Origin of the sequence: Bradyrhizobium sp. USDA 223, assembly GCF_044909005.1 — a bacterium.
GTDB lineage: Bacteria > Pseudomonadota > Alphaproteobacteria > Rhizobiales > Xanthobacteraceae > Bradyrhizobium > Bradyrhizobium yuanmingense.
Genome location: NZ_JBIYDR010000001.1, coordinates 2,618,662 through 2,631,701, shown reverse-complemented (window position 1 = coordinate 2,631,701; position 13,040 = coordinate 2,618,662). Strand labels below are relative to the sequence as shown.

The 13,040-nt window shown below is 65.3% G+C and carries 9 protein-coding genes, 1 tRNA gene and 1 pseudogene; 10 read left to right on the top strand and 1 reads right to left on the bottom strand.

What is annotated here, in order from left to right; genetic code table 11:
- Window positions 1-34 precede the first annotated feature (34 nt).
- The 5 genes from ABIA40_RS12040 to ABIA40_RS12020 all read left to right on the top strand — a co-directional run bounded on the left by ABIA40_RS12040 (window position 35) and on the right by ABIA40_RS12020 (window position 7,547).
- The gene (locus ABIA40_RS12040) at window positions 35-3,184 is read left to right on the top strand and encodes an efflux RND transporter permease subunit (RefSeq protein WP_404541190.1); all 3,150 of its coding nucleotides are present in this window, start codon (window positions 35-37) and stop codon (window positions 3,182-3,184) included.
- Complete coding sequence (locus ABIA40_RS12035; protein WP_404541188.1) at window positions 3,184-6,291, top strand: efflux RND transporter permease subunit; 3,108 nt, start codon at window positions 3,184-3,186, stop codon at window positions 6,289-6,291. Before ABIA40_RS12040 ends, ABIA40_RS12035 begins: the two co-directional genes overlap by 1 nt.
- Before the next feature lie 36 nt (window positions 6,292-6,327).
- Window positions 6,328-7,068, top strand: coding sequence for a tRNA-uridine aminocarboxypropyltransferase (locus tag ABIA40_RS12030; protein WP_271542155.1), 741 nt, complete (start codon window positions 6,328-6,330; stop codon window positions 7,066-7,068).
- 84 nt (window positions 7,069-7,152) lie between these two features.
- Window positions 7,153-7,226, top strand: a tRNA-Cys gene (locus ABIA40_RS12025).
- Between the two features lie 174 nt (window positions 7,227-7,400).
- Window positions 7,401-7,547 carry a hypothetical protein gene (locus ABIA40_RS12020; protein ID WP_198399783.1) on the top strand — a complete coding sequence of 49 codons (147 nt, stop codon included), beginning with the start codon at window positions 7,401-7,403 and terminating at the stop codon, window positions 7,545-7,547.
- Between the two features lie 83 nt (window positions 7,548-7,630).
- Here the strand turns inward: ABIA40_RS12020 and ABIA40_RS12015 are convergent, their stop codons facing one another.
- On the bottom strand, window positions 7,631-7,825 hold the full coding sequence (locus ABIA40_RS12015) for a hypothetical protein (RefSeq protein WP_157284301.1): 195 nt from the start codon (window positions 7,823-7,825) through the stop codon (window positions 7,631-7,633).
- Between the two features lie 259 nt (window positions 7,826-8,084).
- On the opposite strand from ABIA40_RS12015, the gene ABIA40_RS12010 reads away from it, so the two are divergent.
- The 5 genes and pseudogenes from ABIA40_RS12010 (at window position 8,085) to ABIA40_RS11990 (ending at window position 12,910) form a co-directional block, all read left to right on the top strand.
- Window positions 8,085-8,345 (top strand): hypothetical protein, encoded by a 261-nt coding sequence (locus ABIA40_RS12010; protein ID WP_271542157.1) that lies wholly within the window; start codon window positions 8,085-8,087, stop codon window positions 8,343-8,345.
- Window positions 8,346-8,782: 437 nt separating this feature from the next.
- Window positions 8,783-9,946, top strand: coding sequence for a PspA/IM30 family protein (locus tag ABIA40_RS12005; RefSeq protein WP_404541185.1), 1,164 nt, complete (start codon window positions 8,783-8,785; stop codon window positions 9,944-9,946).
- Between the two features lie 10 nt (window positions 9,947-9,956).
- Window positions 9,957-10,615: pseudogene (locus tag ABIA40_RS12000) on the top strand (OB-fold-containig protein).
- A 23-nt stretch (window positions 10,616-10,638) separates the two neighbouring features.
- Window positions 10,639-12,333, top strand: coding sequence for a flotillin family protein (locus tag ABIA40_RS11995; protein WP_157284309.1), 1,695 nt, complete (start codon window positions 10,639-10,641; stop codon window positions 12,331-12,333).
- 208 nt (window positions 12,334-12,541) lie between these two features.
- A complete protein-coding gene (locus ABIA40_RS11990; RefSeq protein WP_404541184.1) occupies window positions 12,542-12,910 on the top strand; it encodes a hypothetical protein in 369 nt (122 codons plus the stop codon).
- Window positions 12,911-13,040 lie beyond the last annotated feature (130 nt).

The following is a 13,040-nucleotide window of genomic DNA, read 5'->3' as shown; positions in this document are numbered from 1 at the left end:
CGACAACAGCCGCTTGAAGCGGCAGGCATAACCAATGGGCGTCTCCGAACCCTTCATCCGCCGGCCGATCGCGACCTCGCTGCTCGGCATCGCGCTTCTGATCGGCGGGCTGCTCGGCTATTTCGCACTGCCCGTCTCGGCGCTGCCGCAGGTCGATTTCCCGACCGTGCAGGTGACGACGCAGCTGCCGGGCGCGAGTCCGGACGTGATCGCCTCGCTGATCACCGCGCCGCTGGAGCGGCAGCTCGGGCAGATCCCGTCGCTCTCGGCGATGAACTCGACGAGCTCGTTCGGCGTCAGCCAGATCTCGCTGCAGTTCGAGCTCAACCGCGACATAGACGGGGCGACGCAGGACGTGCAGGCCGCGATCAATGCCGCCGCGGGCGTGCTGCCGAGGACGCTGCCTTACCCGCCGACCTACGCCAAGGTGAACCCGGCGGATGCGCCGGTGATGACGTTGGCGCTGCGCTCGGACACGATCTCGCTGCGGGTGATGAGCGACATCGCCGACACCATTCTGGCGCAACGTTTGAGCCAGATCTCCGGCGTCGGGCGCGTGTCCGTGCTGGGCGGGTTGAAGCCGGCCGTGCGCATCCAGGCCGATCTGGCGCGCCTTGCAGCCTACGGCATCGCGATGGAAGATCTGCGCACCGCGATCGCCAATGCCAATGTCTCGGGGCCGAAAGGCTCGCTCGACGGCGCGCAGCAATCCTACATCATCGCCGCCAACGACCAGATCGCGGCGGCCGAAGCCTACAAGCCCGTCATCATCGCCTATCGCAACGGCTCGCCGGTGACCATTGCCGACGTCGCCCAGATCGTCGACGGCCTCGAGAACGACCGCACCGGCGGCTGGTACCAGGGCACGCCGGCGGTCATCCTCGACATCCAGCGCCAGCCCGGCGCCAACGTCATCGACGTCGTCAGCCAGATCCGCGCCGAGATCCCGAAACTGCAGCGCGCGATCCCGGCCGGCGTGAATCTCACCATCGTCTCCGATCGCACCGTCACCATCCGCGCCTCGGTGCGCGACGTACAATTCACTCTGGTCCTTGCCGTCGTGCTGGTGACGCTGGTCGTGCTGCTGTTCCTGCGTTCGTTGCGCGCGACCGTGATCGCCGGCGTCGCGCTGCCGCTGTCGCTGATCACGAGCTTCGGCATCATGTATTTTGCCGGCTTCAGCCTCGACAATCTGTCGCTGATGGCGCTCACGATCGGCACCGGATTCGTCGTCGACGATGCCATCGTGATGATCGAAAACATCGTGCGTCACATGGAAAATGGCGATGGCGCGATGGAAGCCTCGCGCAAGGGCGCCAGCGAGATCGGCTTTACCGTGATCTCGCTGACGGTGTCGCTGATTGCGGTCTTCATCCCGCTCCTGTTCATGTCGGGCCTGGTCGGGCGCATGTTCCGCGAATTCGCGCTGACCTTGACGATTGCGGTCGTGACCTCGGCGGTGGTCTCGCTGACGCTGACGCCGATGATGTGCTCGCGGCTGCTCAAGCACGCGCACGAGGAGCTGGCCGTGCCGGGATTGGCCGCGATCAGCCGCTTCATCGACCGTACGGTCGACGCCTATCACACGTCGCTGTTGTGGGTGCTGGAGCGTCAGCGCGCCACGCTGGTCGTGACGTTCGTTACGCTGATCGCGACGCTGGTGCTCTATGTCGTCGCGCCCAAGGGCTTCCTGCCGCTGCAGGACACCGCGTCGATCACGGCGGTGACCGAGGCGGGGCCCGACGTGTCGTTTGCGGAAATGAAGAGGCGGCAGGCCGAGGCGGCCGAGGCCATCAGGGCCGACCCTGATGTGGTCGGCGTGGTGTCGGTGATCGGTGCGGGCTCCGTCAACCCGACCACCAATGTCGGCCGGCTCGTCATGAGCTTGCGGCCGCGCGGCGAGCGCCAAGACGATGTCAGCGTGGTCGTAACTCGGCTGAAGGAGCGGGTCTCCGGCATCCCCGGCATGACCGTCTATTTCCAGCCGGTGCAGGACGTGCAGATCTCGACCCAGTCGAGCCGCTCGCAATACCAGTACACGCTGACCGGCACCGATGCGGCGCTGGTCTCGGAATGGGCGCGCAAGCTGGTTGCGGAGATGCGGCGCGATCCTCTTTTCCGAGACGTCTCCTCCGAGGCGCAGGAGGGCGGCCTGCGGGCGCAGCTCGATGTTGACCGCACGCGCGCCGGCCAGCTCGGGGTAAGCCTGCAAGCAATCACCGACACGCTGAACGATGCCTTCGCGCAGCGGCAGATCTCGACCATCTACGGCCAGGCCAACCAGTACCGCGTGGTGCTGGAGGCCCTGCCGATGTATCAGCGCGATCCCTCGATCCTGTCGAAGCTCTATCTGCCGGGCGCCGCGAGCGCCACCGCCGGCGCGCCCAATGCCCAGGTGCCGCTGTCGGCCTTTGCGACGCTGAAGCGGACCACGGCGCCGCTCGCGATCTCGCACCAGGCGCAATTCCCGTCGGTGTCGCTCAGCTTCAACCTGGCGCCGGGCGCGGCGCTTGGCGATGCCGTCGAAGCTGTGAAGGTGATCGAGACCCGCATCGGCATGCCGGGCAGCATCGTCGGCGTCTATGCCGGCGACGCCGCCGAATTCGCCAAGGCACTCGCCGGCCAGCCGTGGCTGCTGCTCGCCGCCGTCATCACGATCTACATCGTGTTAGGGGTGCTCTACGAGAGCTATATCCATCCGATCACGATCCTGTCGACGCTGCCCTCGGCCGGTGTCGGCGCCATCCTGGCGCTGATGCTGTGCGGAGAGGACCTCTCGGTGATCGGCCTGATTGGCATCATCCTCTTGATGGGCATCGTCAAGAAGAACGCGATCATGATGATCGACTTTGCGCTCGAGGCCGAGCGCGGGCGGGGCATGTCGCCGAACGAAGCGATCGTGCAGGCGTGTCTGTTACGCTTCCGTCCGATCATGATGACGACGCTGGCGGCGCTGTTCGGGGCGCTGCCGCTCGCGATCGAGAGCGGCACCGGCGCCGAGCTGCGCTTTCCCCTCGGCATCTCCATCATCGGCGGTCTGCTGCTCAGCCAGCTCCTGACACTTTACACGACGCCCGTGATCTACCTGGCGCTCGACCGCATCAACCGCCGGTTCGAGCAGGCATTGCCGCCGGCCGAATCCGGCGGCCCGCCGGTCGCCGGCGCGACCGAGGGGATGCAGTGATGGCATCGATCTCGGAGCCCTTCATCCGCCGCCCGGTCGCGACCACGCTGCTGTCGATCGGGCTGTTCCTGCTGGGTGTCGTCGCCTACCAGTTCCTGCCGGTCGCCTCGGTTCCGAATGTCGACTTCCCCGCGATCTTCGTCTCCGCCAGCCGGCCCGGCGCCGATCCGTCCGTGATGGCGGCGACGGTGGCGTCGCCACTGGAGCGGCGGTTGGGAGAGATCGCCGGCATCAACCAGATCACCTCGACCTCGAGCCTCGGCACGACCAGCATCCAGCTTCAGTTCGACATCGGCCGCAACATCGACAAGGCCGCGCGCGACGTGCAGGCGGCCATCAACGCCGCGATGGTCGACCTGCCGAGCGACCTGCCGACGCTGCCGCGTTTCCGCAAGGCAAACACGGCCGGCGCACCCATCTTCGTGCTGGCGTTGACCTCCAAGACGATCTCTCCGTCGGCGATCTACGACGTCGCCGACAGCGTCTTGGCGCAACGCATCTCGCAGGTGCCGGGCGTCGGCAACGTGTCGATCTCCGGCGCCGACCAGCCGGCCGTGCGCGTGCAGCTCAACCCGGTTGCGCTGTCCAATGCTGGAATCGCCACTGACGACGTGCGGACAGCGATCATCGCCGCCAACGCGCTCGGCCCCGTCGGCATCTTCGAAGGCGAGCGCCAGAGCGAGACGCTGTCGCTGAACAAGCAGATGCGCACGGCGAAGGAGTTCCGCGACATCGTCATCAAGAGCTCGGGCAATAATTTCGTGCGGCTGTCGGACGTCGCCGACATCGAGGATTCCGTCCGCAACGTCCGCTCGATCGCCTGGTTCAACAGGCAACCGGCGGTTCTGATCCAGATCACCAAGCAGGGCGATGCCAACGTCATCGACACCGTCGACCGGGTCAAGGCGCTCATCCCCGAGCTGAAGCAGTGGATCCCGGCCGGTGTCGAGATCTCCACCCTGGTCGATCGGACCGGCACGATCCGCGCCAGTGTGCTGGACATGCAATGGACGCTGCTGGCAACGTCCGTCCTTGTGATGGTCGTCGTGTTCGTGTTCCTGCGGCGGCTGACGCCGACCATCGCGGCCGGCATCTCGGTGCCGCTGGCACTCGCCGGCACTTGCGCAGGCATGTGGGTCGCAGGCTTCTCCATCGACAACCTGTCGCTGATGGCGCTCGCCATCTCCGTCGGCTTCGTCGTCGACGACGCCATCGTCATGATCGAGAACATGTTCCGCAACCTCGAGCAAGGCATGCGGCCGTTCCGGGCGGCGCAGGAGGGCGCCAAGCAGATCGGCTTCACCGTGGTCTCGATCAGCCTGTCGCTGATCGCCGCCTTCACGCCGCTGATCTTCATGGACGGCGTCGTCGGCCGGCTCCTGCGCGAATTCTCGCTGACGCTGACCTTTGCCATCCTGGTCTCGACGCTGGTGTCGCTGACGGTCACGCCGATGATCTGCGCCCATTACATCCGGCAGACCACCTCCGGCACGGCAACGCTGTTCGACCGCATTATCGAAGGCGCGCTATCGCGCACCGTCGCGTTCTACGCCCGCAGCTTGCGCACCGTGCTGGAATTCCCGCTGCTGACGCTGCTGGTGTTCTTCGCCACCATCGCGCTCACGGTGACGCTCTACATCAAGGTCCCCAAAGGCTACTTCCCGACCGACGATTCCGGCCTCATCATCGGCGCGACGCGCGCCTCGGCGGACATCTCGTTTCAGTCGATGCTCGGCCTGCAGCAGCGGCTCGCCGAGATCGTGATGCGGGATCCGGCCGTGGCCGGCATCGGCTCGACCGTGGGCAGCGGAGGCGGGGGGCCGGGGCCGGCAACCTCGAACCGCGGCACCATGTTCATCAGCCTGAAGCCGCCGGAGGAGCGTGGCCACGTGTCGACTGAGGTCGTGATCGACCGGCTCAGGCGCGCGCTGTATCCCGTGCCCGGCATCCGCCTCTTCATGTTCGCCGCCCAGGACGTGCGGGCCGGCGGGCGTCAGAGCGATTCCGACTACCAATATACGCTCACCAGCACCGATCTCGGCCTGTTGCAGAAATGGGCGCCGATCGTGGCCAAGCGCCTGGAGAGCGTGGAGGGCATCACCGACATCTCCAGCGATCGCGATCCCGGCGGGCTGCAGCTGACGCTCGCCATCGACCGCCAGAAGGCGTCCGCGCTCGGCGTCAGGGTCCAGGACATCGACAACGCGCTGAACAACGCTTTCGCACAGCGGCAGATCTCGATCATCTACACCCAGCGCAATCAGTACATGACCGTGCTGGAGATCGACCCGAAGTTCCAGGTCGACCCCTCCAATCTCGATCGCATCTACGTCGCCGGGGCGGGAGATGCGCAGGTGCCGCTGTCGGCCGTGGTGCGCGCGACGCGTGGGCTCGCTGCGCTTGCCGTCTATCATTCGCAGTCGTTCCCATCGACCACGGTGTCCTTCAACCTGATGCCGGACGTGCCGCTTCAGGCGGCGACCCAGAACATCCAGCGCGCGGTCGACGAGTTGCACATGCCCGAAGGCATTCGTGGCAGCTTCGACGGCAATGCCGGCGATTTCGCCAGGACCAGCGGTCGTCAGCCGCTCCTGATCCTCGGCGCGCTGGTCGCGATGTATATCGTGCTCGGGGTGCTCTATGAGAGCCTCGCCCATCCGCTCACGATCATCTCGACGCTGCCTTCGGCCGGCTTAGGTGCGCTGCTGGCCTTGCAGCTCACCAACACGCCGCTGACGGTGATCGCCTTCGTCGGCATCATCCTCTTGATCGGCATCGTCAAGAAGAACGGCATCATGATGGTGGACTTCGCGCTCGATGCCGAGCGCCAGCGCGGCCTGTCCTCGGCCGAGGCGATCTTCGAGGCCTGCCAGGCGCGCTTCCGCCCGATCCTGATGACGACCATGGCGGCGCTGTTTGCCGGCATTCCGCTGGTGATCGCGACCGGCCCCGGCACGGAGTTGCGCCGCCCACTCGGCATCACCATCATCGGGGGCCTGTTCGTCTCGCAGATCCTGACGCTGTACACGACGCCCGTGATCTACCTCCTGATCGACCGCCTGCGGCGGCGATCCGAGCCGCGTCCGCTGGCGGCCCCGGCGGAATAGGTTGTTGCAGCGCCGCGTCAAGCGTATAGCGGCGCCATGTCCAATCCGTCCGACACTACCGCCGCGCCGGCCGAGCCGATCCCCGAATGCCCGCATTGCCAGAAGCCGATGCCGCTGTGCATTTGCGACAGCGTCACGCCGATCGAGAACCGGCTCTCGCTCCTGATCCTGCAGCATCCGCAGGAGCAGGACAGGGCGCTCGGCACGGCGCGGCTGCTGGCCAGGCATTTTGCCGATGCCACGGTGCGGGTCGGCCTGTCCTGGCCGAGCCTGTCCAAGGCGCTGGGACGACCGGTCGAGAATGCTTCGCACTGGGCGGTGCTCTATCTCGGCTCGGCACGCGCGGCCGATCTCGATGCCGAAGCTGAGATCGTCGCGCTCAACCGCAAGGGCGAGGTCGCGGAGAACCAGCGCGCGATCCTCGGCAAGCTCGAAGGCGTGGTGCTGCTCGACGGCACCTGGAGCCAGGCCAAGGCGCTGTGGTGGCGCAATCCCTGGATGCTCAAATGCCAGCGCGTGATCCTCAATCCGGCGCATCCCTCTCGCTACGGGCGCTTGCGCAAGGAGCCGCGCCGCGACGGCCTCTCGACCATCGAAGCCGCCGCGACGATCCTCGCCGGCCTCGAGCGGCGCTCTGATATCGCCGAGACGCTTCATGCCAGTTTCGAACGGATGCTGGCTCGCTACCGCGAGGTCCAGGCCGAGATGCCGGAACTGGCACCCAAGCCCGCGCCCAAGGGCCGCCGGCGCGACTTCCGGCGCGGCAAGCGCGCCTGATTTTGCCTGGACATTTCGCTGTGCTACCCGCGGGCCGTGGGGTTGCCTAAGCCATTGATCCCCTATATTGGTCCGCCCTTACGGGGCCACGTGGCGGAGTGGTTACGCAACGGTCTGCAAAACCGTGTACACCAGTTCAATTCTGGTCGTGGCCTCCATCACAAGTCTCTGATTTTCCGCAAAATTTTGACTTTTGGGCGGTTTCGCCGAGCCGCACGCGCCAGCCAGTCACCGGGTTTGCCCGGGGCTTGGCGGAAAGGTGCGATTCAGTCCTCTGGCATAGACTTCGCATCTGCGAAGAGACGCATCCAAACCCTGGAGCTGGAGAGCACGTGGGCGACGTCGTTCGATTTGTCCCGAAATCCGAGCTGGAGCGGGCCCGCCTCATTGCTGAGGCGCGCGCGATCTATGACAGCATCTTTCCGCCGGCTGCACCCGACCGGGCGCCGCAGCACGGCGAGGAGCGCGTCAAGACTTGATCGGGCTGCGCCGGTCCCCCCCGGCGCTCGGTCACGCCGAACCGCCCGCAAGGCGGACGCATCGGTTCACTTCAAGGCGGACCTCAGCAGGCCGCGTACCAGTCGTCGGGAAAGGGCAGGAGGGGCCAGGCGCCCTCGTTGTCATTGGCAGCGTTGGGCGTCGCGTTGAAGCTCCACGAGCGGGGCACGTATTCCTCCACCGGCACAGGCGCGAAATCCTCAAACACCATGGCGTCCCGGACAGCATCCAGCAGCAAATTGAATTCGGCTTCGCTCATCACACCCTCGCAGAACGCGGACGGCGCAATGTCGCAAAGCCGATTTGTTTCCGTATTGACCCGATCGTTCGCATTTTAACGATGCGGCGATCGGGACCCGAATGGTTAGCGATTCCTGAAAATCCCCGGGGCAACCCTATGTGCCGCCGCCGCGCGGCGGGTGTAAGATCACGTCCCTGGCGGTTTATTTCTCGTAACCCCTTTGCACCGTGCCGGCCAATGCAGGCCGGAGCGGGCAGTGCAGAGCGGGAGACCGGTCATGAAGGCGAGGTTCTTGCGGTTTGCGGGCGTGAAGAGCCGGGCGCGGAGCGCCTCGACGGTCGGGCTGTTCCTGACGCTGTTTGCCTCCGCGGCCCATGCACAGGGAACGGCAGAGCAGCGGCGGGCCTGTACGCCCGATGTCTACCGGCTCTGCGCCGGCGAGATCCCCAACGTCCGCGCCATCACCGCCTGCCTGCGTCGCAACCGCGCCAACCTCAGCGAGGCCTGCCGATCCGTATTCGACCAGGCGGGTGGCTGAACGGCCCGCCTGTGGGTTTGTGCGCAGCAAGTGTCTCGCAGAGGCTCGCGAATCGGTCACAGGCACCCTGTGGATATGCTGTGGATTTGCTGCGGATGCCGGACGTGAATGCTTCGTACCGTCGTCGCATCTTGGTCGGCGATCGTCATATCTCCGTCAAATGAGCTCACCGAAATAATTGCGCGATCTGGCAGATCGCTGCTGCGGCCGGAGCTCCGCGCAACGGCGCGTCGAGAGAATGACGGCTTACCGAACACCCACAGCATTCGTCTCAAATTTCAACCGAAGCGTGCATCAAATCTTGATCGGCCGTCCGCTAGGGATGATCGGCAGCCTTGAACGCAGGCCCTCGTCGCCGCGACTAACCTACAGAGTGCATAGGAATCAGCAGAACGTGATCGAGTTTCCTCTTCCGAAAGCACCAAAATGGTGCTTTAGTGCTTTCTATGAGCCCATCTCGCAAAAACGCGCCGTCCGCGCTGCGTTACCGGCTTGCCCCTGACCCGGCCGCCAAGGCCGCCATCGAGGCGACATTCCAGGCTTATGACCGCATGATGGAAATCCTCGATGAGGTGGCGCGGACCCACAATGTGGGTTCCAATGTGGTCCTGCTCCATGCCCATGCCTATGAGCCGATCCGCAAACAGACGGCGCTGCCTTCGCGGCTGGTGACGTTGGGGCTCCGCGACCGCGCGGAGTATCGCGCCGCGCAAGGGCGCCGCCTGCCGCTCGACGACAAGCTCGCCAAGATCAAGGGGCCCGCCACCATTTCGATTGCGACCGTGCAAGGGCGCTTCAGCGTGCCCTTCGACTACGCCGGCTATGCCGAGGGCTGGGGGCAGAGCGTGCCGGCGCGCCTCATCCGCACCGACGACGGTTTCGAAGTTCACTACGGCGTCACGCCGAACAGCCTGCCAGAGGAGGAGAACGCCATGGATAACATCGCTGCCGCTCCCGACAATTTCCTGTCCCGAGTCGGGCGCCTGATTGCCGGGATCGCGTACGATGCGATCGAGCAGGCGGAAGGCAAGAACAAGCTGAAGGTGGTCGGCCAGGCCATCCGCGAAATCGAGCGCGCCGAGACCGAAGCGCGCGATGCGCTCGCCGCTGCGCGGGCCGAGGAATATCGCCTCAACGCGCGCCGCAGCGAGATCGAGCGGGCGATGACCGATCTGACCGCCAAGATCGAGGCCGCGATCGCAGACGGGCGCGATGATCTCGCCCGCGCCGGCATCGCGCGGCAAATGGACCTGGAGGCGCAGTTCGAGGTGCTCTCCCGCGCCATCGACGAGAACAACGAGAAGATCGAGCAATGCGTCACATCGCTCCGCGCGGTGCTGTCGGCGCTCCAGGATGCCGAGCAGCGCCGGGCCGATCTGGAAAAGAGCGAGGCACAGGCCAGCCCACAGACATCGACGTCGTCGCGGAAATCCGGCGGCACCTCCGCTGCCGCGAAGGCGCTGCGGGCGGGCAGGGCAGTGGCACGGGCCACCGGCGTGCCGCCGGGAATTCCTTATTCGAGCGACATCGACGAGCTGAGCACGCTCCATCGCGACAAGGAAATTGCAGCGAGGCTGGCCCGGTTGAAGTCGGGCTCCTGAGTGCGGTGTCATGAGCGCTTTGCTCGAACACGTCATGGCGCCTGAAGTCAGGCCGTTCGCGATCGCGGCGGCTATGATCATCATCGTCGGCTCGGTCGAGGTGATCTCGATGCTGGTCGGGGCCTCCTTGAGCGAGATGCTGGGCACCAACATCGATTTTGCTCATCAAGCGACAACGGCGTGCTCAACGCTATTTCATGGATCAATGTCGGCGGCGTGCCGCTCCTGATCTTCCTCTTGCTGCTGCTCGGCGCCTTCTCCATCACCGGCTTCCTGATCCAGGACCTCGCGCGGATGGTGGCGGGTCCCTTGCCGGCGGCGGTCGCCTCGATCGGGGCAGTCGCCGCATCGGTTCCACTGGTCCGCGTTTCCAGCCGTGCCATCGCGCGGATCATTCCCAAGGACGAAAGCTACGTCGTCGGCCTCGGCGATCTGGTCGGCCGCATCGGCGAGGTCGTCGTCGGCCCGCTCGACCAGGGGCCGCCCGGCCGCGTCAGTGTCGCCGACGTCCACGGCAACCGCCATTTCGTCTCGGCGGTCGCGGCGCCGCAATCGGGACCTTTGCCCCAGGGAACCATGGTTCTCCTGGTCGACCGCGACGGCACGCGCTTCGTCGCGGTGAAGGCCGACGATGAACTCAAGCCGTCGAAGCCCACTCTAAGCAATTAGCAAGTCCCACAGCGGAGAAAGTCATGTTCGACATCGCAGTCCCGGCCGTGATCGGCGTCGCGCTGATCGTCGTCCTGGGGATCGTCTTCACCATCCTCTACAAGCGCGCCACCCGCGACGAGGCCTTCGTGCGCACCGGGCTCGGTGGCAAGAAGGTCGTGCTCGACGGCGGCGCCATGATCCTTCCGATCTTCCACTCCTGTGCCAGCGTCAACCTGAAGACGTTGCGCCTCACCGTCGAGCGCAAGGAGCGGGAATCCCTCATCACCAAGGATCGCCTGCGCGTCGACATCGTCGCCGAGTTCTATGTGCGTGTCCGTCCCGACGAGGAGAGCATCGCGCTCGCGAGCCAGACGCTGGGTGCATTGACCAACGATGCCGAGGCGCTGCGCAACCAGGTCGAGGCGAAATTCGTCGACGGCCTGCGCTCGGTCGCCGCGACCATGAGTATCCTGGAGCTCCAGGAGAAGCGCTCGGACTTCGTCAAGCACGTGCAGTCCACGGTCGAGTCCGACGTGAAGTCGAACGGGCTCGAGCTGGAATCGGTGTCGCTGACCAAGCTCGACCAGACCGACGTCAAATTCTTCAACCCGGAGAATTTCTTCGACGCCGAAGGTCTCACCCAATTGAAAACCGTCACCGAAACCCGGCGGCGCGATCGAAACGCCATCGTTCGCGACAATGAGGTGGCGATCGCGCAAAAGGATCTCGAAGCCCGGCAGCAGACCCTCGGGATCGAGCGGACCAAGAAGGAAGCCGAGCTGTCGCAGGAGCGCGACATCGCCAACAAGACGGCGAGCACCCGCGCCGAGGTCGCGACCGCGACGCAGACAGCGCGTCTGACCGAGGAGAACGCTCGCATCGACACCGATCGCGCGGTTGCCGAGAAGGAGGCGGGTGCCAAGCAGGTCAAGGAAACCGCGGTGATCGAGTCGGAGCTGGCAATCAACAAGCGCAAGACCGACGCCCAGCGCGAGATCCAGATCGCGACGCAGGAGAACGAGATCCAGATCGCGGCGAAGAGCAAGGAGACGTCGGAAGCCGTCGCCGAAGCCAAGACCGCCGAGGCGCTGGCCGTCTCCGCGGAGGAAAAGGTCGTCACCGCGCGCGCCATCGAGGTCGCCGATCGTGCCCGCCTGACCCAGGTGCTGGCCGCACGCACCGAGGCCGAACGGAAATCGACCGAGCTGATCGTCGCCGCCGAGGCCGAGAAGAAGGCCTCGCTCGATCGCGCCGAAGCCGTCAAGACGCTGGCCACCGCCGAAGCTGAATCCAACAAGATCAAGGCGGTCGGCGTCCGCAACATCGGCGAGGCGGAAGCCGCCGTCATCACCATGAAGAACGAGGCGCAGAACAAGCTCGGCAGCAACGTCATCGATTTCGAGATCGCCAAGAAGCGGATCGAGACCATGCCGTCCGCGCTGGCGGAGATGGTGAAGCCGATCGCGAACCTCAAGGACGTCCGCATCCTGCACACCGGCGGCGCGTTCGGCGGCAATGGCGCGAGTGGAGGCAATGTCGGCTTCGGCGAAGGTCTGGCCGGCGAGCTGCTCAAGGTTCACGCGCTGCGTCCGATGATCGACGAGATCCTGCGCCAGAGCGGCTTTGCGCCGGGCGACGATCCGGTCAAGGCGCTGGTCGGTGCCGTGACGGGCAAGAGCAATGGCGCGGCCGTACCGGTGCCGGTACCGGAGAAAACAAACTCTGCCGATCTATGAATGCCGGTTCATTGCTGCTGAGAATTCGAAACGATAAACAGGTTGGGCGCGTCTCGCGTCGCGCAGCCGTCCCGGAGTGCAGATCGATCGTTTCTTGAACATGGCGATCGCGCTCCGGACGTGTCTCCAGGCAACGCATTTCCCTGCCGCGGCGCCCGCGCCGATCCATGCCGGTCGCCGAGGCCTGTTTTGATCGGAGGATTTTCAGATGAAGCATTTTCTGTCCGGATTGATCGCGATCGCCCTTTCGATCGCCGCCACGCCGTCACTTGCGACCGATGCCCGCAACGTCACCGTCGTCAACGAGACCGGCTATGCCATCAAGCTTCTGGGTTTCAACGCGCCGGATGACGGGCTGGACGAATGGGAGAACGAGCTCGACAAGGTGTTGCAGAACCAGGCCAGCACTTATGTCGAGTTCGACGACGACGATGAAGGCTGCGTCTGGAACATCCGGGTCGACTGGAAGAACTATGACGAGTCGGTGCTGTGGAAGAACGTCAATCTCTGCAAGCTCACCGCGCTCCGCTTGCGCTACGACCCCGGCACCAAGACCACCTCGTTCCTGGCGGAATAATCCTTGCCCGGTCCCGGCCGGAGGAGCGGCCGTTCCAGGTCCCTCCGAGCGCGTTGCGGATGATGACGAATTCGTCCTTTGCAAGCGCAAGCGGCTTTGTTATACGCAGCCGCGCGCGAACGAACGGTTC